The organism is Gorillibacterium massiliense, from assembly GCF_000455485.1.
Taxonomy (GTDB): domain Bacteria; phylum Bacillota; class Bacilli; order Paenibacillales; family NBRC-103111; genus Gorillibacterium; species Gorillibacterium massiliense.
Genome location: NZ_CBQR020000100.1, coordinates 93,324 through 113,742, shown reverse-complemented (window position 1 = coordinate 113,742; position 20,419 = coordinate 93,324). Strand labels below are relative to the sequence as shown.

17 protein-coding genes are annotated in these 20,419 nt (G+C 53.7%); 6 read left to right on the top strand and 11 right to left on the bottom strand.

What is annotated here, in order from left to right; genetic code table 11:
* Positions 1-40: 40 nt before the first annotated feature.
* Together TJ79_RS26695 and TJ79_RS26690 are read right to left on the bottom strand one after the other, a co-directional pair.
* Complete coding sequence (locus TJ79_RS26695; protein ID WP_081756882.1) at positions 41-1,387, bottom strand: rhomboid family intramembrane serine protease; 1,347 nt, start codon at positions 1,385-1,387, stop codon at positions 41-43.
* Positions 1,388-1,519: 132 nt separating this feature from the next.
* On the bottom strand, positions 1,520-4,027 hold the full coding sequence (locus TJ79_RS26690; RefSeq protein WP_202903320.1) for a S1C family serine protease: 2,508 nt from the start codon (positions 4,025-4,027) through the stop codon (positions 1,520-1,522).
* 207 nt (positions 4,028-4,234) lie between these two features.
* Here TJ79_RS26690 and TJ79_RS12500 point away from each other — a divergent pair, with 207 nt between their 5' ends.
* The gene (locus tag TJ79_RS12500; protein WP_052339542.1) at positions 4,235-4,849 is read left to right on the top strand and encodes a copper amine oxidase N-terminal domain-containing protein; all 615 of its coding nucleotides are present in this window, start codon (positions 4,235-4,237) and stop codon (positions 4,847-4,849) included.
* A 99-nt stretch (positions 4,850-4,948) separates the two neighbouring features.
* On the opposite strand, the gene TJ79_RS12495 is transcribed toward TJ79_RS12500, so the two are convergent.
* Entirely contained in the window at positions 4,949-5,827 is an 879-nt protein-coding gene (locus TJ79_RS12495) for an SDR family oxidoreductase (RefSeq protein ID WP_040950629.1), read from the bottom strand.
* A gap of 140 nt (positions 5,828-5,967) precedes the next feature.
* On the bottom strand, positions 5,968-6,141 hold the full coding sequence (locus tag TJ79_RS26685) for a DUF1328 domain-containing protein (RefSeq protein ID WP_040950628.1): 174 nt from the start codon (positions 6,139-6,141) through the stop codon (positions 5,968-5,970).
* Positions 6,142-6,284: 143 nt separating this feature from the next.
* Between TJ79_RS26685 and rluF the strand changes: the two genes are divergently transcribed.
* Both rluF and TJ79_RS27215 read left to right on the top strand, forming a co-directional pair.
* Positions 6,285-6,983 carry a 23S rRNA pseudouridine(2604) synthase RluF gene (gene rluF / locus TJ79_RS12485; RefSeq protein WP_040950627.1) on the top strand — a complete coding sequence of 233 codons (699 nt, stop codon included), beginning with the start codon at positions 6,285-6,287 and terminating at the stop codon, positions 6,981-6,983.
* 311 nt (positions 6,984-7,294) lie between these two features.
* Positions 7,295-8,509 (top strand): hypothetical protein, encoded by a 1,215-nt coding sequence (locus TJ79_RS27215; protein ID WP_040950626.1) that lies wholly within the window; start codon positions 7,295-7,297, stop codon positions 8,507-8,509.
* Positions 8,510-8,615: 106 nt separating this feature from the next.
* Here the strand turns inward: TJ79_RS27215 and TJ79_RS12475 are convergent, their stop codons facing one another.
* The 7 genes from TJ79_RS12475 to TJ79_RS12445 all read right to left on the bottom strand — a co-directional run bounded on the left by TJ79_RS12475 (position 8,616) and on the right by TJ79_RS12445 (position 17,834).
* On the bottom strand, positions 8,616-9,239 hold the full coding sequence (locus TJ79_RS12475; RefSeq protein WP_052339541.1) for a DNA-3-methyladenine glycosylase: 624 nt from the start codon (positions 9,237-9,239) through the stop codon (positions 8,616-8,618).
* Positions 9,240-9,261: 22 nt separating this feature from the next.
* Positions 9,262-10,596, bottom strand: coding sequence for a beta-N-acetylhexosaminidase (gene nagZ, locus TJ79_RS12470; RefSeq protein ID WP_155987867.1), 1,335 nt, complete (start codon positions 10,594-10,596; stop codon positions 9,262-9,264).
* 21 nt (positions 10,597-10,617) lie between these two features.
* Positions 10,618-13,656 carry a DEAD/DEAH box helicase gene (locus tag TJ79_RS12465; RefSeq protein WP_040950625.1) on the bottom strand — a complete coding sequence of 1,013 codons (3,039 nt, stop codon included), beginning with the start codon at positions 13,654-13,656 and terminating at the stop codon, positions 10,618-10,620.
* A complete protein-coding gene (locus TJ79_RS12460) occupies positions 13,653-15,323 on the bottom strand; it encodes an SWIM zinc finger family protein (RefSeq protein ID WP_040950624.1) in 1,671 nt (556 codons plus the stop codon). Before TJ79_RS12460 ends, TJ79_RS12465 begins: the two co-directional genes overlap by 4 nt.
* 236 nt (positions 15,324-15,559) lie before the next feature.
* Positions 15,560-16,687, bottom strand: a complete 1,128-nt coding sequence (locus tag TJ79_RS12455; protein ID WP_040950623.1) for an S-layer homology domain-containing protein — start codon at positions 16,685-16,687, stop codon at positions 15,560-15,562.
* 79 nt (positions 16,688-16,766) lie between these two features.
* Positions 16,767-17,282, bottom strand: a complete 516-nt coding sequence (locus TJ79_RS12450) for a GNAT family N-acetyltransferase (RefSeq protein WP_238322990.1) — start codon at positions 17,280-17,282, stop codon at positions 16,767-16,769.
* Positions 17,283-17,423: 141 nt separating this feature from the next.
* Positions 17,424-17,834 carry a bacteriohemerythrin gene (locus TJ79_RS12445; RefSeq protein ID WP_052339540.1) on the bottom strand — a complete coding sequence of 137 codons (411 nt, stop codon included), beginning with the start codon at positions 17,832-17,834 and terminating at the stop codon, positions 17,424-17,426.
* Positions 17,835-18,040: 206 nt separating this feature from the next.
* Between TJ79_RS12445 and TJ79_RS12435 the strand changes: the two genes are divergently transcribed.
* The 3 genes from TJ79_RS12435 (at position 18,041) to TJ79_RS12425 (ending at position 20,321) form a co-directional block, all read left to right on the top strand.
* A complete protein-coding gene (locus TJ79_RS12435; RefSeq protein WP_040950621.1) occupies positions 18,041-18,907 on the top strand; it encodes a sulfurtransferase in 867 nt (288 codons plus the stop codon).
* 280 nt (positions 18,908-19,187) lie between these two features.
* The gene (locus TJ79_RS12430; RefSeq protein ID WP_040950620.1) at positions 19,188-19,748 is read left to right on the top strand and encodes a GNAT family N-acetyltransferase; all 561 of its coding nucleotides are present in this window, start codon (positions 19,188-19,190) and stop codon (positions 19,746-19,748) included.
* Positions 19,749-19,805: 57 nt separating this feature from the next.
* Complete coding sequence (locus TJ79_RS12425; protein WP_040950619.1) at positions 19,806-20,321, top strand: GNAT family N-acetyltransferase; 516 nt, start codon at positions 19,806-19,808, stop codon at positions 20,319-20,321.
* Positions 20,322-20,419: the final 98 nt, after the last annotated feature.

Here is a 20,419-nt window from a genome sequence, read left to right as displayed (position 1 = left end):
GCAGGTTTTTCTTTTTGATGCTGTGTAACCGGCTCAACACTTACTTGACCCCGTCGGTAATGGACGATTCCTTGCGGCCCGGGAACCAGGCGCCTCGCTCCCAGACGAGGACGAAGCGCTCTTTGGGAAAGTTTTTTACGGCGGGAGAACCAGCTTCACGGATATCGCCGAAGAATCGCTCGATGGAAGAAGGATACTGCGAATCATGAGCCAACAGCGCCTGCCGCTTCATCTCTGCGTAAGGCGTCACGTCTAAGGTAACAGTCGCCCCGTGGCCCATTTCCTCCAACTTGCCGCTAGCGATATAATACAACTTTTGCACGGAGGGGCAGCGGCCCGATGCGACAGCTTCCCGGACGGCGTGGTAGATGGCGATGTGATCGGGATGCCCGCTCAAGCCATCCTCGGGAAAAGTCACCACAACCTGCGGTTTGTGCTTGTCGATAAAGCCGATCACTTCTTCCAGCAGCATGCCTGCGGGCAGTGCCGTCAGTCCCTTGTCGGGAAGTCCGCGCAGATCCATAGCGGAGTAGCCGATGATGTTGATCGCCCGTTCCAGTTCCTTTACACGCACTGCCGCCAACTGTTCCGGCGTCAGACCGAGACGCGGTCCGGCGATTCCGGCTTCCCCGGCGGTGGCGCAATAGCCCACGATCTTGCATCCGCTGCGCGCCGCCTGATGGAACGTAGCCGCAACGCCAAAGGATTCATCGTCGGGATGAGCAAAAATGCCGGCAATGATCGTTGGTTTCATTTCTTTAATCCTCCCTGTTACGGATAAGAGAGCAGCCAGCACAAATCCTCCGGCCAGCCCGCCCAAATGGGCGTATAAATCGATATTCGGCACGGCGATGGAGTAGACCACCCCGATGGCCAATGTGCCGATTACCGTCTGTCGAGATTGCTTATCCAGCTTGCTACGGGTAAAGATGCCCATGAACAAAAAGGCTCCGAATACGCCATAAATTGCCCCCGATGCACCTGCGCCCAGGTAGGTGTCGGTGTGCCAAAGCTGGCTAGCCGCATTGCCCGCGATTCCGCAAAGCAAGTAAAAGCCGAGATAAAACAGCGAGCCCATCATCCGCTCCAGCGGAGGCGCGAATACCAGGGTGGAAAAACAATTGAATAACAGATGAGATAAATCAAAGTGCAGAAATACGGAGGAGAGATACCTCCAAAAAGGGGCGTAAAGCGGATCTACGCCGGTGTCGGCGGCGCTGATTTTGTACATCGCTCCGAAATGGAACATGGATTCGCTCATGGTGTGTCCCGCATGGCTCCAGGAGGAAACGATGATGAACATCACGACATTGGCGGCAAGAATGAGCGAGGTAATCGGGTATTTCTTGAGATACTGGCGAAAGCTTTCGTAACGGACAAACTGCATGAATGATTTCGGCTCCCTTCCGCCCGTATGGGCGTTTCAATCCGGTCTTCTTATTATAGCGAACAAACGGTTCAGATAAAAATCGAAGGGACCGGCGAACCGGCCCCTTCGTGTCAACCTATGAGAATATGCTTATTTCAGGAAAGTAAAGGATCCCAGCACCTGCTCCATCCGCCGGACGTTGGCATCGGTGCGGACAGCGTCGTTCAGGCTGAGAATGAGCGTGTAGGTAAAGCTGCCTTTGGTGAAGACGTACTCGGTGGTTTGCGCCGGAATGTCGCCGACGTTGTCCTGGATCGTGAACTTTTTGGCGGTCAGTCCATAGATGGTCGTGTTTTCCGACTTATAGGTATAATCGCTGTCTTCTTGATGGGCTTGCTTATGCACGTTCATCCGGTCTTTGACGGCGTCATCGAATTTTTTCGTCTCCGCTACGATCTGCACGCTGCCGCCATTGAAGAGGAAGGTTGCCTCTTTCGGGTCCTTGTCGTAGGTAGGCAAGTCGTTCCACCAGACGGAAGGCATTTTCACCGAGTATTTATAATTGCGGTTGTTGTAAGTAAACGTATTGTTTGGATCCGTCTCCCGGCGTTCGTCCTGGATATACCCTAGGGAAGAGTTGGCCAGGTTCTTGTCGAACTGAATGGTCCCGATGACGGATTGGGCCAGGTCCGCCATGTCCTGTGGGTTTTCCGTCTGGTCGTAGGAGAACTGGAACATAAATTTATACTTGTCCTTGATGACATAGAAGGTATCCATTGCCGTCCAGTCAGCACCAAGTGTGTAGGAGAGCACATCTTCAGCAGCCGGCGAACCGGCGATGGTCGTGGTTTTGATGCCGCTGGATTCGCGGTAATCTTTCGCATAGCTGTCGAGGAACGTTTTCTCCTCATCTTTCGCCCAATTGGCGGCGGTATCTCCGGTTTCGGCGGACAGAACGCTGACATTCAACAGCTTGCCGTAGGTACTGTCGGCATATTGCAAGCCGTCGGCCCATTGTACGGATTTCCAACCGGAAGGAATCTCAAAGGAGACGCCGTATTCCGTCTTCACTTTCTTCATATGGCGGACTTGGCCGATATCTTTCAGCTCCGGGTCTTTCGTATCGAAGGATGTGCGGAAGCTGTTCATCAATTCAACAAACACATTCAGCTTTGCTTTATTGGTGAATACTTTGGAATCCGTAATGTACATGGATACAGTGTAAAGCTTGCCGTTTTTCAGATAAGCGCGGGCTTGGGTATAGGTGCCGTCGGACGCTTTCCCAGTGACCAGGGCATAAGGCTGGGTGGCGTCGTTTACATACCGTTTTTCCAAAATCGTGCCGTATTTATCGGAGTAGGTCAGGGTGCGGAGGAGCGAAGCCGAGGTTATGCCCTCGGTATCTAGATCATCCACCCGAATGTAGAAGCTGAATTCACCTTTGGCATCGCCGAAAATCGTACTGTTCTCCCCTTGATAATCATCGAAAATGACCAATCCGGACGGATACTTCATGGACCATTTGTTTTGGCTGTCGCCGATCTTCGTTTTTCCTTCATCCGGGTCAATGGACGTGCTGTTCGATGTCGTCTTCCAGCTTTCGTCGGTCACCGCTTCTTCCAGGGTAATTTGCTTTTTGACCGTATTGCTGCCGGACTTCAGGGTCAGCTCTACCTGTTGGCCGGGTTTGTATTTTTTTAGCACCTCATTCAAGGCGACCAGCGTTCCCGGGCTGTCCGTCCCAATGGAAAGGAGCGAATCCCCCTCTTTGATGCCCGCTTTTGCAGCAGGAGAACCGGGCTCCACATAGGTGACGCTCAACGCTTTTTGGGTGGGCAAGCCAACTACCGCTTCCCAGCTTTCCTCCAGCTCGAGCCCGAGGTAGGGGCGAAGCACCTTGCCGTTTTTCATGAACTCGTCCAGTACGTATTGGACGGTTTGGGCCGGAATAGCGAAGCCGAGGTTATCCAGACCGATATCAGTGTATTTCATCGTGTTGATGCCGATGACCTCGCCTTTCAGGTTCACCAACGGTCCGCCGCTGTTTCCAGGGTTGATGGCGGCATCGGTTTGTAGCAGCTGGTACATGGAATTGACCGAACGATCCATGCCGCTTACGATGCCAAGGGTCACGGAATTGCGCAAGGCAAAGGAGATGGGGGTGCCGATGGCGACGACGCTGTCTCCTACTTTAACGGACTCTTTGGAAAAGGAAACGGTGGGCAGTCCCGTCGCTTCTATCTTAACCAGTGCCAAATCACTGTCCTCGTCATAGTGGGTTGTCTTAGCTGGGTAAGATGTGCCGTCGGCTGTGACGACGATTAAATTCGTCATGTCTTTCACCACGTGGGCATTGGTCATAATAACACCGTTCGATTGGACGATGACGCCGGTTCCGTGAGCCAGGTCAAAACGGCCGCCGGTCGTGTTGTTATCCGGGTTGACCGGTTTGCCGATGACGGCGACTACAGCTGGAGTCACTTTATCGATCACGGTGGAGATGTCGGGGGTAACCGTTGTTGCTTGAGCCGCAGCTGCCGTTTCACCAGAGGGTTTGGCAGTTTGGACTTGGGCTGCACTGACGGTTCCAGGTACGACAAATAACAGGCTGGCGAGCGCAAAGGCCGCAACACGCGCCCGTATTCGCTTTTGCATCATAAATGGTCATCCTTTCGCAGTGGGGGGGTAAAAGCAATAAAGCTCGTTCCCACTTATTCCACAGCGGGCGGGGAAATCCTTCCTGATCCGGCATGAGAGCGGGAAATCTTTAGGCCGGCAGATGATGTAACTTTTTCTGAATGGAACGCGTCATCTTGAGCATGGATAATAAACCTTGTCTGTTGAAAGCATGAGGGGGAATGGTTTATGCGAAAAAAATGGATCGTATGTAGCGTGTTGGCGGTATCTTTGTGCTTAGGAGCGACTGCGTTAGCAAACGGAGGACTTACGATCGTCGTGAACGGCACGCTGCTCGACACCGGAGGGAAAGCGCGGATTGAGAAGGGAACGACCCTGGTTCCGGCCAAGCAGTTGGCGGAAGCGCTGGGCGCCGACGTGGCTTGGAACGGGCAGAGCCAGACGGTGACGATCACCAAGCCGGACGCGTTTGCGGACGACAGACGGGTGGAGTTGCTGGAGCTGGCTCTGGCGGCGGACAGTGCGGATAAAGCGGTGGCGGATTACGCGGAAGCGGTAAAAACCCGCAACGGCGCGTGGCAGTACGCGTTGATGACCGATTCCCTGAAGGAGAAGAGCAAAGAGGGCTTCGAGAGCTTCAATTGGGTAACCGGCGTTTCCAGCCCGTGGGTGGACCGCTATACCATTGGTCAACCGGTGAAAAATACCGACGGCTCGCTAGTGTACCGGGTGGATTACGTGCTGACCGACTCTACCAAATCGGCTTACCCTTCAGCGGAAAAGCTGAAGCTGGTATCCGGCGCAGATGGTTGGAAGGTAGCCGAAATTCTCGACGCGGAGTAAACGCGGGGATACGCCATCTTCAAACCGAAAAAAGACGCAGGTCCGATAAGGGACCTGCGTCTTTTGCTGTATCCTGCCGCTGCCGCATTGCTGATGCATTTAACCGTTCACCACAGTCCCGCCGTTGACATGGAGGACTTGCCCGGATATATAGGATGAGTCGTCGGAGGCGAGGAACACGTAAGCGGGCGCCAACTCCTCCGGCTGGCCAGGCCGTTTCATCGGTACCGTAGCGCCGTGTTCGGACGTTTTCTTGGCATCGAAGGTGGAAGGAATGAGCGGCGTCCAAATCGGTCCCGGCGCGACTCCGTTGACCCGGATGCCCTTTTCGATGAGATTCAGAGACAAGGAGCGGGTGAAGGCGACGATTGCCCCTTTGGTGGAGGAATAATCCAAAAGCTGCGGGCTGCCTTGGTAGGCGGTGACCGACGTGGTGTTGATGATGGCTGCGCCTATTTTCATATGCTTGACCGCTGCTTTGGTCATGTAAAACATTGCGAAAATATTGGTGCGGAACGTCCGCTCCAACTGCTCGGAGGTTATGTCCTCGATGTTCTTCTGCGGATGCTGCTCGGCGGCATTGTTAACGAGAATGTCCAGTCCGCCGAATTCGTCTACCGTCTTTTTTACCGCATCCTTGCAAAAGGCTTCGTCGCCGATGTCGCCGGAGATGAGCAGGCACTTGCCGCCTTCCGCCTCGACCAGGCGCTTGGCTTCTTCGGCATCGCCGTGCTCATTCAAGTAGACGATGGCGACTTTGGCTCCTTCGGTCGCATAGGCGACGGCGACAGCGCGGCCGATACCGCTGTCTCCGCCGGTAATGAGGGCGGTTTTTCCCATCAGCTTGCCGCTGCCTTTATATTTGGAATCCACCGCTTTCGGTTTCGGATGCATTTCACTTTCAATTCCCGGCTGTTGGTCTTGATGCTGGGGGGGCATCGTCGGTTTAGGCTGCTGCTTGCTGGAGTTGGCTGGCATAATACGTTTTCTCCCTTCGCGCTTTTCATAAAGTTGCCGATCTATCTGTTAGTATGGAAAGGTAAGGGACAAACATGTAACGGCTAACAACAAAAAAGGCGGGAATGGAATCCCGCCCGCTTTACAAAAGCTGTTTGCGCTTAATAGCCGCTGGATTTGCTGCGTCTGCCGAAGAAAAACGACGCGATGAACAGGATCACGAACAGCACGAACAGGACCTTAGCTATGCCTGCGGCTGCGTGAACGATTCCGGCGAATCCGAATATACCGGCGATAATGGCGATCAGAAGAAACAGCAATGGATATTTCAACATAGCGTATCCCACCTTTCATGACTCTGATTACCCTTGGGCTTTGCCGGTGAAACAAATCTCGGTTTCCATAAAACGGGCCAAGTTGGTACAATGAAGGCTGCAGGAATTTTCTCGTGAACACGCAGGAAGGGATCGATAGGCCGATGCGAATCAATAAATATATGAGTGAAACGGGGATCTGTTCCCGCAGGGAAGCCGATAAATGGATCGAGGACGGCAGGGTTATCATCAATGGGGAAAAGGCCGGGCTTGGCAGTCAGGTTAACGAGGGGGACGAGGTTCGCATCGACGGCCGGCTGATCGGAGAAAAGAAGCCCACCGTCTATTTGGCGCTGAACAAACCCGTTGGCATAACCTGTACGACCGAGCGGCACATCAAAGGGAATATCGTCGATTTTATCGGGTATCCCGAACGGATTTTCCCCATTGGGCGGCTGGACAAGGACTCGGAAGGCCTTATTTTGCTCACCAACGACGGCGACATCGTGAATAAAATCCTGCGGGTGGAAAACCATCACGAGAAGGAATATATCGTGACGGTGGACAAGCCGGTAACCCCCGCTTTTGTGGCTGGCATGGCAAAAGGAGTTCCGATTCTGGACACGGTGACTCTGCCTTGCAAGGTGACGATGGTCGGGGAACGAGCCTTTCGCATTGTTCTCACCCAAGGGTTGAACCGGCAAATCCGCCGCATGTGTGCCCATTTCGGCTATGCGGTCAGACGGCTGCAAAGAGTGAGGATCATTAACATCCGGTTGGACGGTTTAAAGACGGGAAAATGGCGGGAGCTGACACCAGGGGAAGTGCAGGGGTTGGTGCCGGGCCACCGGACGGAGCGGTAAGGATCAATAGAGAATCGAATGATGGAGGAGTTTCGGCGGCGAGCCGGAGCTCTTTTTTTGTGGGAAGTCAAGGATGGACAAGGATGAAGGGAAGGTGGTGTTTCTTGCTTGGTCAGGCGGGTAAAGGATTGACGCTGGTGAAAAAATTGGGGCCGATGCCGCATTATTCCCATTGGCCCCCCCAAAAAGCGATAGGGGAGCCCGAAGGATTATAATAGGCGGCAGGGGGGGCCCTCCCGGTCCCCGTTGCAGATCACCTAGCGCTAGTGACGACAACAACCAAGAATCCCACCATCAGGAGGTACACTACCATGAAAAAGAGATGGAGCTACATGTTCATTCTCTGTTTATCCATTGTCGCGCTTTCTTTCAGCGCGGTCGCTTATGCCCATCATTCGGAGAAGACGCCGTCTAAGCAAGTGGCGGGGCAACTCGTCTCCGTTAAGGATGAAACCTTGAAGCTAAAAACGACGGACGACGAAGTGGAATTTCCGCTGGCAAGCAATCCCTGGGTCTATCTCGATGATAAAAAGACCGACCTCGATAGCCTCGCCGCCGGCACGTATGTTACCGTTGTTTTGAATAACCTGCGTCAGGCTGCATTTATCAATGCTTCCAGCGCACAACCGACGCCGAGCACGACACCGACGGCAACGCCGACAACGAGCGAAACGCCAACACCGACACCGACGGCGACAGCAACAGTAATTCCGACGCCTACGTCTACTACGGCACCAACTGCTACACCGACGGCAGCGGCAACTCCGACAGCAACAGTAGCCCCGACTGGGTCACCGACGTCTACCCCACAGAATTGGGACAAGCTGCTGATCAAGATCAAGAGCGATACCGCATTGTTCAGCATCAACCAAAAGGAAACCGGCAAAGGTGTTAAAACGGACATCAAGATCAATCTGAAATCCTTCGGCCATGTGCATCTTAAGGGTCAACTGGCCACTGATCTCCTGAATCGTTTGATTGCGAGCGCCAATTTGACCGATAAGACTGCTCAGGATCAATTCGTTAAACGGGTGATTTCGGAATTCAATCTGGACCCGAAAACTTCCGTAAGCATTCAAGTGTGGGTAAATGACAAGTACGTCGGCTCCGCTCCGGTACCTACGGTTAACCCAGCGGCGACGCATGTCCCTGCTCCTTTCAATACGCCCGATTGCGATAAAGACGATCATGACAAAGGGTATGTGAAAGACAAGGATGAGCAGAAAGATAGCGAAAAGACAAAAGCTGCCCTTGTGAAGGCCGCGGAGCAGAAAGCGGCTGCCCAGAAGGCTGCGCTGCAAAAAGCTGCCGAGCAAAAAGCTGCGGCTCAAAAAGCGGATCATGAGAAGGCTGCTGAGAAAAAGGCCACTGAGAAGAAGGCTGCTACCCAAAAGGATCAAGAAAAGATGAAAGACAGCAAGAAAAAGGCAGGACATGATGACCGGGGCAATAAAGGCCAAAATGGCAAAGACAACCGCGGACAAAACAACCAAAACGGCCAAGGAGACGACAATAACGACAGATGATAACCGCCGCTTGGTTGGGATGATTCACTAGATTCAAAACAAAAAAGACAGAGCAAGGGAATGAGGCTCGCAGGAGCCTGCCCATTGTTCTGTCTTTTTTTCGGTCTTAGCTGGATATAAAGGGCGGAACGGATTTATTTGCGGCGGCTTGGCTAGCTGGGCCATCGGCGACGAAACGCCAGAGCAGCTCCTGTCCGCGGGAAATGCCAATACGGCTTGTGCAGCGAAACGGCGGAGGAGGGGTGTCCGGGGCGTGCAATTCGATCTCACCGCTGCCGGAAAAGGGAAGCTTGTATTCATTGTGAGCCATCGCGATTCCCAGTCCCTTGGTCAGCTTGCCAGGCCCGTTCAGCAAGATCTTATCCGACACGCCGGGGCGGTTGGCATGGATCTGATCCAGTCCGCTCACCGGTTCCGCTCCTCGCAGCAGCACCGCTCCCGGAATACCGGACTCTCCCGTCACAACGTTGACGCAGCAATGCATGCCGTAGATGAAGTAGACATAAAGCTGCCCTGCGGCGCCAAACATGGGCGCATTGCGGGGCGTCCTTCCTCGGTAGGCATGGCTGGCCGGGTCATCGGTGCCACGATAGGCCTCTGTCTCCGTAAGGCGCACCGCGATTATTGGTCCGTCATCGCCAAAAGGCTTACGGACGAATACGCAGCCGATCAGTTCCTGCGCAACCAAGACGGTATCTCGAGCAAAAAAAGATCGCTGTAGAAGCACCATTCGCGCATTCACCTCCGGCCGATTATTTAATATAGGTGTTCAGCAGCTTTTTGGCCGCTTGGTTTATGGCATTTACGTCAGGCGTTGTCCCCGCGTTATCGTTCAACTGGTATTTTTCCTTTAACTTCAAAATGCGCAAGACGCTTTCATTCAGCCGCTCTTCGCTGAGCGTTCCGTTTTGCACCGCATCTTTCACCGCGTTGAACACCGTTTTTTCTTCAGTGAATCCATGCCCGACCAGCAGAATATCTCCTCCGGCTTGAATGGCTTTCACCGCCGCCTTTTCCAAGGTGTAATTTTTCGTTACCGCGCCCATAGTCAGATCATCGGTAATCACAACACCGTCATAACCGAGTTCGCCCCGCAACAGATCGGTAATGACCGGTTTCGAAAAGGAGGCAGGGTAATCAGCGTCCAAGGCAGGGAGCAATATATGCGCCACCATGACCATATCGGCGCCGGCTTTAACCGCTTTAGAGAAAGGAATCAACTCCAGGCTGCGCAGTCGCTCCAGATTATGGTTCACGATAGGCAAGCCCAAGTGAGAATCCACCGACGTATCTCCATGGCCGGGAAAATGCTTGAGCGCCGTGACGACCCCTTCGGCCTGCAGCCCTTTCATCGTTTGCACGCCGAGGGAAGACACAATGGAGGCGCTCCGTCCGAAGGAACGGTCGCCGATAACCGGATTATCCGGGTTGCTGTCCACGTCCATGACGGGGGCGAAATCCAGATTAAGGCCGAGAGAAGCGACTTGCCGGGCCAGCATGCGGCCGACTTCATAGGAAAATGCGGGTTTGTCCACCTGCCCGATGGAGCGGCTTGTCGGCATCTTGGTATAAGGCGCAGGCAGACGGGACACCCGGCCGCCTTCTTCGTCGACACCTAGAAAAAGTGGGGCGGAATTGGCTGCGTTGGCTTTTTTCAGCGCATTGACCAGCGTGACGGTTTGCGAGGCGGATTCGATATTTGGCTTGTAAAGAATCACACCTCCGGCATGATAGGTTTTGATCAGGCTGTTCATCTGATCGTTCATTTCCGTTCCGTCGATGCCAACCAGAAGCATTTGACCGATTTTTTCGTCCAATGTCATGGACTGGACCCGTTCCAGATTTGGGTCCGCAGGCGTAGAGGCAGGGCTGGTGACGCTGGTTGTGCTAGTGCCCCCTGTCGTTCTGGGAGTAGCGGTCGGGGATGTGCTGGACGATCCAACGGATGCGCCAGGCGTTGTCCCGGCTGTTGGTGTCGGTTGAGGCGTCGCCGCCGTTTCGTCTTTTTTGGGCAACAGATAGCCCGTTACCGTTCCCAGAAGGAAGACAACAATGAGCAAGGGGATTAGCACGCTTTTTCGCATCATCGAGAGGTAGCCTCCTTGATTTTAGTCGATCCACTCCCGCCGGAGCCGGAACAGTTCGCGCAGCTCGTCGGTGCTCAGTTCGGTGATCCAGTTCTCGCCGCCGCCAACGATCTGTTGGCTTAAGCCCAGCTTGCGCTCGATCATTTCATCCACCCGTTCTTCCATCGTGCCGAGGGTGATGAATTTATGCACTTGAACGTTGCGCATCTGGCCGATGCGGTAAGCCCGGTCCGTCGCCTGATTTTCCACGGCGGGATTCCACCAACGGTCAAAATGAAAGACGTGATTGGCGGCTGTAAGGTTCAATCCGGTGCCCCCCGCTTTTAGAGAAAGAATAAAAATGGCCGGGCGCTCAGAATCAGGAAGCGTTTCGTTTTGGAAGCGGGCGATCATATCGTCGCGGGTATGTTTCGTCGTTCCGCCGTGAAGGAAGAGGGTGCTTTCTTCCAACTCATCTTCTAGTGCTTTTTGCAGCAAATGGCCGGTTTCGACGAACTGGGTGAAAATGAGGCAGCGGTCTCCCTCGGAACGCAGCTCTCGCACCATATCGATTAGTCTCTCCAATTTGTTGGAGCGCTCTTTCCAGCGTCTGCCGCCTTCTTTCAGGTATAGGGAAGGGTGATTGCATACCTGCTTGAGCCGGGTGAGGGAGGCGAGTATCAATCCTCTGCGTTCCATGGCGGAGGATTTCTCGATGCGCTCGAACATGTCGCGGATATGGGTTTCGTATAGAGAAGCCTGCTCGGCGGTCAAGCTGACGTAAACTTTGGCCTCATTCTTTTCGGGCAGGTCCAACTGGATAGCCGGGTCTTTCTTAAGTCGGCGCAACAGGAAGGGGCGCACCAGCTTTTGCACTTTGCCCGTCGCTTCCTGGTCGGCGGAGCGCTCGATGGAGGTGACAAAGCGGTGCGTAAAGTCCCGCAAAGACCCCAGGTACCCGGGATTCAAAAAGTCAAAAATCGACCATAGCTCCGTCAGCCGATTCTCAATGGGTGTACCGGTCATGGCGATGCGATGGTAGCCGGTGAGATGGCGGATGGCAGTGGCTTGTTTGGTGTAGGCGTTCTTTATATTTTGCGCTTCATCGAGACAGATGGAGCTCCAGTAGACGCTCTTCAGTTCGTTTTCATCCAAGTTTGCGAGGGTATAGGAGGTGAGGATTAAATCCGCATCCTTTACTCCATCGGCAAAAGATTTTCCCTTCAGCCGAGCGCCGCCGTAGTGCAGATGCACCTTAAGCGACGGTGCGAAGCGCTCCAGCTCCTTTTGCCAGTTGCCTAAAACGGAAGTGGGACAGATGAGCAGGGAGGGAGCGTCCTCCGGGTAAAGCGGCACGATTGGAGCGAGCTGTTGCTCTGTATCGGTTATGACGGTTTGATTGTCGTCGCCGGTGGCGGTTGCGCTGTCGACTGATCTTTGTGTCCGCTGCTCTTTGGCGGCCAGCAGATAGGTGATCCATTGAATGGTTTTGCCAAGGCCCATATCGTCGGCTAAACAGCCGCCAAGTCCCAGCCGGCGCAAAAACAGCATCCAGCTTAAGCCCTCCGCCTGATAACGGCGCAAAGAACCGTGAAAATCCGTCGGAGCTTCTACCAGCGGGATATGGGAGCTGTGCTCCAACTGGTCCATTAAGGCAAGCATGTAATCGTCCAGCTCGACTTCCATCATTAGCCGGTCGTCTTCGGCAATGCCCTCCGCGGCGGTTCCCGGTATAGGGGCTTCGCCCAATAGATGCATTTCCAGAATTTCCTGAAAGCTGAGACCGCGTTTCTTCCGGGCCCGTTTCATCGCTTGGCGGATTTGATCCAATTGAGCAGGGTCCAGTTGAATCCACTCGCCATGGAACCGGATCAGACGCTTTTTCTCGTCCAGAAGCTGAAGGAATTCTCCCTCCGTCAGCTCGATGTCGCCGATGGCGAGCCTCCAGTCAAACTGGAGGATGCCGTCGAGCCCCAAGAGGGAGCTGGAAACAGCGCCTACCGACGACTTCACCTTGGCGCGCAGCCGCGGTTTGCGCTTGCTGGCGCGTTCCCACCAAGCGGGCAGTAGCACGGCACAGCCCGCTTCAGCCAGTCGCAGCGCTCCGTGGGTGAGCAGTTCCCAAGCCTCGCCGTCGGCGAGCTCGGTTTTCAGCCGCGGCAGCCCGGCGGGGCTAGCGGCGTCGGTGGCACTTGCGGCGCCTGTGGCGTCCGCCTGGGCGTCGGCGTCCCGCAGCCACGGCAGGATGTGCAGCCAGCGCTGCACATCCCGTGGCACGCGGGGCAGCGCCTCCGCCCAGGCAGGCGGCAGCGCAACATCCGCGGCGGGTTCGCCCGACTGGCTGACGGGAGTCAGCCAGTCAGGACGGCCGCGGTCCTGCAGCGCCACGCTGAGCCGCCAGCCTCCGCCTCCGCCGCCCGGGGCCGCCTCCGCCTCCCCTTCCGCGCCAGGCTCGATGAGCTGCAAACAGGTGCGAAACGGACTGGGGTCGGCGACCCAGCCGATAGCGGCCAAGAAGTCCTCCTCATCGAGCCACAGATTAGGGTCCCCGCCCTCCACGGCCTCTCCTTCCACACGTGTGGATAGCCGAGCGAGCGCCGCTCGGAGCCCGGGATCGCTTGCGGCCCGTTCCGCCGCAAGAGCGTGCAGGAAGTGGCGGGCAGTATCCCCTGCCGCCAGAGGCTCCAGCGCCTCCGGCAGCGTCAGCTTCCAGCCGAAGGAACCGCGCTTGAACTGCTCGTAATCGGGCATATACCGCCCATGATCCAGCGCGTCTTTTACGGCAGGAGCCAGCGCCTTCAGCGCAGCAACCTCTTCGCTCCACACCCGGCTCACGTGGCGCAGCTCCTGCGTAGAGCAAAAATAATCAAGGGCTTCCTCGGCAGGGAGTTTAACGCCTTCGCGATAGCCCATTTCATGAAGTTGGATAAACGTGCCGTAAAATGAAGGTTCATGCCAGGCGAAGAGATGATCCTTCAGCTCAGCGGCGTCAATGGAGCCTTTACCCCGGCTCCCCCACAGGAACAGAGCGCCTTCGTCCATCCATTCGGCATAAACGGTATACGTTGCGGAGGCTATCATGGCAGCAGCTTTCCCTTCTGTAATTCTTCCTGAAAAGCCCGCAGGCGGTTGTATTTGTCTGCCATCCGGTCGATGTATTGCTCCCAGCGTTCCATTTTTCCGGTTTGCTTGTAGCATGTTCGCAGCTTCTTCAACAACCGGACGGACTCCCGGTAGGCGTTGCGGTTTTTCTCCCCGACAAGGCGATCAATGGTTTGATGGTAGAGGGGGATGAGCAAGTCGGGATGAGCATCCTGCATGCGGCGGATGTCCAGAGAATACAGATCCGCAGATGAAATGCGGATGGAGAGCTGCAAGTCGACCCAGTCCCGGTAATGGCCGTTCTTGATCAAATAATCCGTGTAGTAGGTATAGCTGCGCGGCAGAAGAGAGCGGAGGATGTCCACCCAACTCTCGTCGGGGATGAGCGTTCCCGCGGCTTCCGCCCAATAATTGCATATCCGGTTGAAGTCTTCCTGCTTCGCCCGCGTCAGCGTCGGCAGAAGCCAGTTCAGCCAGGCGACAAACCGCTCGGATTGTCCTGTCGCCTTTAGCCGGTCCAGTACGGCGTAATAGTCTCCCGCCTGTCGGGTGTTCAGCTCTTCCAACCGGGCAAAAGCGAGATCATCCCGTCCTTCTATGACATCGAAATGGGAGAGGGCCAAGAGGAGTTGGTCCCTTTGCCGCGGAGTCCATTCGTTATGCTCAAGAGCGGACTCCAATGCATCCTCTTCTACATGGCGGCGTGTTTTCCCAGGTGCAGGTTCATTGCCCGTCGTCGCTCGTCCGTCGAGATACGCGGCGAGTTGATCTTTCTCCCAAGCCGTTTCTGAACTGTGCGGCGTTCCGAGGGCCCACCAAAACAAACGGTACAAGTCCAGCCAATCTGTAACACCGGGACGCTCGTCCAGCAAATAATCCCGCAGCAGCCGGGTCGTTTCCCGCCAGATTTTCGGGTGCTTGCCTACCGCCTTTTTAGCAGTGTCTTCCCCGATTAGCTCGACAAGCGTAGACTGGCAGCGGGCATAAACGGTTCTCCCCGCCGCTTCAAAATAGTAGGTCAAATAAGAAGCGCGGCTTTCCCGATGAAACCGGTCGATCCGGCGCAGAATGAAAAAAAGCACATGAATCCGGAACAGCAGCCGAAGAGAGGGGTCCCAACTTGCGGCGAGGGGTTCCAACGTCTCCCGTGCCGTGCGGTAAAATGTCTCCACTGATTGCTGATGGCTTAGAATATAGCCGGTGAAGCGGCTTTCGAAAAAATCATGCCACGTCTCGGGGGATTCCGCCGAAAGATTGGCCTGAGCCGGGGCGGATGCCTTTTTGGCGCGGCTTGTGTTCCGCAACTTGCTTTTGGTGTTGAGGTTTTTTTGCATATTGACGAATAGCAGCTCGGGCCGACCATGAGGCGCATAGGCTTTAAATAAAACGGCGGCCATATGCTTGCACCACGTTTCGTACGGGCAGGTACAGAAGCTTTCCTCGGTGTTTTCGAGATTGAGGGTCACGTCATAGGGAGTTGTGCCGTGCACGGTTGCCCGCAGCTCGTGATGGGTAAGCTCCAGATCGCCAACAAGCCCGCGGTGGTAGTAGTTCCAGCCCCGGGACAAGATGACGGTATTCATATGTTTTTCCATGGCGTCGGACAAAAATCGAATCCGGTTCAAAGGCAGTTTAATCTGGGCCAATGCCATCTTCCTCCAATGGCGGGTATTATCACTCGCGACTAAAGACATTCCTATAATCATACCAGATTTTTGGGCAGATAAGTATTCCAAAAGGGGTTGCCCACTGTCTTTTGCCATATTATCCAGTATCGGCGGGGAGGGTGGAAGCTTAACCCTGAATCAAAGGATTTGCAGCAAAAAAAGTCCCCCACGCCGGCGCATGTCTGCGCTGGAAGGGAGGACTGTTGATGTCGTCATTATTTAGCTGCAGGACGATAGGAGACTGTAGCTTTTGGTTGCAGCCATTCCTTAATGGAGAGGTATCCGTTTTTCGAACCGAAGACGAACCAATCGTTACCTTTTTTGCGGAGGTAAAGGGTGTCCTCGATGGGAACCTTTTTGGTAAGAACGGAGCCGTTGGGATAAATGACCCGGGAGACGTCGGTATAGCCGGTGACGGTAATCATTGCATAGCGGTCGGCTTTTAGCTGGATTTCCGCGTGCGGAGAGCCCTCGAAATATAGAAACACCCGATTTCCGTCATTGGTCAGGCTGGCGATACCTTCACTGTTCAGCAGTAGGTATTGCGTGAAAAAGCCGGTAGCGTACGTATGGGCGGCGTTGGCGATCCGGTCGAAATCCTTGTTGTTCAGCCCCATATAGTTCTCGATCATCACATCCTGTACCAGGTTGGTCAGTGTCCAATCGTTCGGCAGAGCGGAGCTTTCATGGAAAAGGGCATTGTACACCATCAACATCGCGTCGATCCGTTTGGCGGGAGCTTGTGGTTGGAAGAGGTTTTTCGGCTGCTCGTCCAAAAGGCCCATTTTCGCGGCTTGTTGAACGGCTGGTGTATACCAGTCATTAATAGGCAGATCCGTGTAGGTTATTATCTTCCCTTCGGCTTGCACGGTGTTCTTGAAGGTACTGACCATAACCGCCGTCATTTCCGCCCGGGTGATGGGACTATTGGGCCGGAAGGTTCCTTCGGGATAGCCCTTGGCAAAACCGAGGGAGGTGGCGATTCGTATCGGTTCGGCGTACCAGGCTCCTGCTTGAACATCTGAGAAAGATGGGGCGGGAGCTTTGGAATTCAACTCGGCGGCGTTGACCAGCATCGCGAAAAACTCGGCACGAGTCATAGTCCCTTCCGGATTCAGCTTAACGGAACCGCCGGTGTTTGGCGAGCCTTTGATCACCCCAGCCTGAAGCAGGGCTGTAACTTTGTCGTAAGCGTTGGTGTCGGAATACGACACAAAATCCACAGGGTAATAGGGAAGAACAGTTGCCTTCAGCACTGCCGTATCTTTCCCTGTCTGCGCATATGCAGATGCTCCGGAGAGAAGCAACAGTAGAGTGGAAAATATAAGAATGATTCGTTTCATAGCATCCTCCTGAATCGTCTAGTTGCTCTAATGAGGTCTGAGGATTATACGCGGCAAATCGGGAAAAGTCGTTGTGTTTTCAAGGAGATTCCACATCTTTTTCACAAATGTATTCCATGCAAAAAAAGTCGCCCATGCCATCCGGCATTTTTCGCTCATAGCGATCGGTGATGCGGAAGCCGGCTCGTTCGTAGGCTTTGCGAGCCCTGTCATTCCAAACCAGCACCTCCAGGTCGACGGCGTCTAGAGGTTTACGCCGCAGCGCTTCTTCCGCGCAAGCCTGGGCGAAGGTCGCTCCGTTCCCCGATCCGCATAAGTCTGGACGCAAGCCCAGCCCCAATCGGGTTACTCCAACAATGGGGAAAAATTGCACGAAGCCGATAAGCCGCCCGTTTTCATCCAGTACGCCGGAAAATTGCGTTTCCCGTATATATGGATCGGCAAATTCATCGCCCGCCGCTTCAAGGGTTTCCCAAGCCCCCCAATTGTACAGGTCGTAAGGCGGTTCGTATTGCCAATGGCATATTTCCTGACCATACTCCATCGTAAACGGTACAAATCGGAAATCCAGACAGGGATGGACGAAATCGTTCACGGTAAGCCCTCCTAATACAAGCAACTCTTACGAGTTCAGATTAACAAAGACGTAATCAGCCCACAATATACGGAACCAAATGAAAACCGGCTCCTGCCTCATAAGAGGAAAGCCGGTCATTCATGAGGAAGATGGCGTTCGTTAGGCCTTGAAATTTTTTTCTTTCAGGTAATCGCCGAAGGTTTGGTCATTTTTTTGGATGTGGTTGATCAGCCAATCGACCAAGGTACGGTTCAGCTTGATGGTGGTGAGAACCGATACACCGGAGGTCTCAATTTGGCTAAGAAGTGCGTTCACATCGGCGACAAAACGTTCATGCTCCTCGCGGTGTTGTTCATATTCGGGGAATTGACTGCGGGCCATCAATTGCTCTTCATCGTGGAAGTGTTCCACCACATAGGAAGCCAGGAAGCGCAAGGTTTCTTCGATGACTTCTTTGCCTTGCTTTTGGGTGCAGGCGGTCATAAATTCGTTCATGCGGCGTACCAGTTCCTGATGTTGCTCGTCCACTATGTCAATGCCAATGTTAAGTTCTTCTCTCCAGGTGATCATGTGGGGGTCATTCCTTTCGACAAAATGTGATGAATGCTTCCTTATTATCCAAAAATATCACAAAAATTTCAGTGGTGTAGCTCACACATAATGAAAAAATTATTAACATAAAATTATTCCTTTTCTCGATTTCTGCCTTTTGCGGAGGCATATCAGGCGCAATCTGGTGTATAATGAAAGAAAACAAGGAAGAGAGAGTGAGTCCCATGTCTTCCATCGTCAGTATGGAATGGGTAAACGATCATAGGGAACTTCCTGATGTAGTGGTTGTGGATTGCAGGTACATATTAGGTTCCCCGGATGCAGGGGGGATTGCATATGCCGAAGGCCACTTGCCGGGGGCGGTTTACTTTGATCTGGAGCGGGATTTGTCTGCTCCGGTAGGCGAGCATGGCGGACGGCATCCACTGCCATCGCCGGAAGAACTTGCATGGAAATTAGGCCGGGCTGGCATAGGCCCGGAAACCCGCGTTGTCGCGTACGACGACCAAGGCGGCTCGTATGCGTCCCGCTTCTGGTGGCTGCTGCGCTATTATGGGCACCGACACGTCGTCGTCATGGATCAGGGCTTCACCGCTTGGCGGGAAGCCGGATATCCGGTGACGATGGAAGTGCCCGAGCCGGAAGCAGCCCGTTTCGTACCGCGCCTCCAGCCGGCCTGGTTGGCCGGCATCGAGGAGGTACGGATGAAGCGGAACGCGCCGGGAGCCGTGCTGGTCGACTCCCGCGACCCGGCCCGCTACGCCGGCCGAGAAGAAACGATTGATCCGATCGCCGGTCATATCCCTGGTGCGGTCAATCGTTTCTGGAAGGAGGCCATCGACGGCGTGGGCCACTGGAAGCCGGCGGAGGGACAGCACCGCCGCTTCTCCGGCATCCCCCGGGATGCCGAAGTCATCGTCTACTGCGGCTCTGGCGTCACCGCCTGTCCCAATGTGCTCTCCTTTATGGAAGCAGGCTACCCTCATGTTAAGCTTTATGCCGGAAGCTGGAGCGATTGGATTAGCTACGAGGAAAACCCCATCGCCATCGGCTCCGAGCCGCGGGAAGAGATGGAGGAAGAAGGCGCGTAAGGACGCGTATGGGATCAATGAAGAGGGCCGTAACGATCTGCTAAGGAGCAGGTTGTTGCGGCCCTTTTGGGTATCTGTTCAACAACTTGCAAACAGAAAGTCGGAGAAGGTAGTTACATCAAGGGCATCTTCATTACTAATAATTCTTTCTCTTCCGTTGGTTCTCCCAGCTACTGTATACTAAGGTGAATTTATGGATGTATTGAGTAGATGCGTAGCGCCTGTATGTAAAAAAAAGCTGCCCAGATTCTCAATGATTAATGGTTTAGGAGAGGTCGTTATGACAGAACAGTCTACAGAACTGCGCATCGAGGGTAATGCTATAGAATTACGTTTTGTACGAGAGTCGGATTTCGATGCATACTACGCTTTTTTACAGGACCCTGAGCTGAATAGATTGACGGGGTCACATCAAGACTTCTCCCGGGAAGAAATTGGAAATTGGATTCGGAAAATTGGTGTTGCAAACGAGGATCGTATCGATTTAATGATTGTGCTGAAGGAAACAGGAGAGTTACTCGGTGAAGTCGTGTTGAATGAAAGGGATACCGATAATCGAAGCGCAAATATTCGCATCGGTATTCAAGGGACACAGCATCGAGGTTGTGGATACGGAACAGAAGCCATGATACGTATGCTTAGATATGGATTTGACACGTTAAATCTTCATCGAATTCACTTGGGTGTATATGCTTTCAACCCGCGGGCGATCCATGTGTATGAGAAAATTGGTTTTCAACGAGAGGGATTGCAGAGAGACGTTCTTTTTATGGACGGTATGTTTCATGACATGATTATGATGGCTATTCTCGAGGATGAGTTTAGACTTTTGCATGGATAAGGCTAGATGAATTGACACGCACGTATTTCATCTATAAGGAAAGAGTGGATTCATAGAATGGGAGTCAAACAAATCTCGACAGACCGATTGCTCTTAGTGCCCTTCACATTTGAAATAGCAACTTCGGTTTTGGAAAATAACTATAATGAACTAACCGATAAAGGATTCAACCTAGCGAGTGGATGGCCCGACGACGATGCTATAGAAACCCTGCCAAAAATAATAAAAAATTTGGAATTGGTTGGACGGCAACCTTCCGGGTTTGAGTCTTGGCTGATAATCAGAAAAGATAGAATGATGATTATTGGTGACGCAGGGTTTAAAGGCAGGCCTAATGCAGAAGGTAAAGTTGATTTAGGTTATGCAATTATTGAAGGTGAACGAGAGAAAGGCTATGGAACTGAAGCGGCAAAAGCTTTGGCTGACTGGGCGTGTTCCCAACCCGAAGTAAAGTCGATTACTGCTAAATGCTTGGTAACCAATTCAGGGTCTGCAAAGGTTTTGCGGAAAATAGGCTTTGCTGAAGTGTCTAGGGATGAAGAAATGATAAGTTGGTCTTTAGATAGGAGATAACTGATATTATCGATCCTGAGCCGCGGGAAGAGTTAGCGGAAGAAGCGTAAGGACGCGGATTGGAACAAAATAGAGGGTCGGAACAGACTGCTTGCGAG

Bases quoted from the DNA above. Each gene is read 5' to 3' on its own strand.
- TJ79_RS12465 (WP_040950625.1), bottom strand. From the start codon at position 13,656: ATGATAGCCTCCGCAACGTATACCGTTTATGCCGAATGGATGGACGAA.
- TJ79_RS12435 (WP_040950621.1), top strand. From the start codon at position 18,041: ATGTCTTCCATCGTCAGTATGGAATGGGTAAACGATCATAGGGAACTT.
- TJ79_RS27215 (WP_040950626.1), top strand. From the start codon at position 7,295: ATGAAAAAGAGATGGAGCTACATGTTCATTCTCTGTTTATCCATTGTC.
- TJ79_RS12430 (WP_040950620.1), top strand. From the start codon at position 19,188: ATGACAGAACAGTCTACAGAACTGCGCATCGAGGGTAATGCTATAGAA.
- TJ79_RS12495 (WP_040950629.1), bottom strand. From the start codon at position 5,827: ATGCCAGCCAACTCCAGCAAGCAGCAGCCTAAACCGACGATGCCCCCC.
- TJ79_RS12455 (WP_040950623.1), bottom strand. From the start codon at position 16,687: ATGAAACGAATCATTCTTATATTTTCCACTCTACTGTTGCTTCTCTCC.
- TJ79_RS12475 (WP_052339541.1), bottom strand. From the start codon at position 9,239: ATGGTGCTTCTACAGCGATCTTTTTTTGCTCGAGATACCGTCTTGGTT.
- nagZ (WP_155987867.1), bottom strand. From the start codon at position 10,596: ATGATGCGAAAAAGCGTGCTAATCCCCTTGCTCATTGTTGTCTTCCTT.
- rluF (WP_040950627.1), top strand. From the start codon at position 6,285: ATGCGAATCAATAAATATATGAGTGAAACGGGGATCTGTTCCCGCAGG.
- TJ79_RS12445 (WP_052339540.1), bottom strand. From the start codon at position 17,834: ATGATCACCTGGAGAGAAGAACTTAACATTGGCATTGACATAGTGGAC.
- TJ79_RS26695 (WP_081756882.1), bottom strand. From the start codon at position 1,387: ATGCAGTTTGTCCGTTACGAAAGCTTTCGCCAGTATCTCAAGAAATAC.
- TJ79_RS12425 (WP_040950619.1), top strand. From the start codon at position 19,806: ATGGGAGTCAAACAAATCTCGACAGACCGATTGCTCTTAGTGCCCTTC.
- TJ79_RS26690 (WP_202903320.1), bottom strand. From the start codon at position 4,027: ATGATGCAAAAGCGAATACGGGCGCGTGTTGCGGCCTTTGCGCTCGCC.
- TJ79_RS12500 (WP_052339542.1), top strand. From the start codon at position 4,235: ATGCGAAAAAAATGGATCGTATGTAGCGTGTTGGCGGTATCTTTGTGC.
- TJ79_RS26685 (WP_040950628.1), bottom strand. From the start codon at position 6,141: ATGTTGAAATATCCATTGCTGTTTCTTCTGATCGCCATTATCGCCGGT.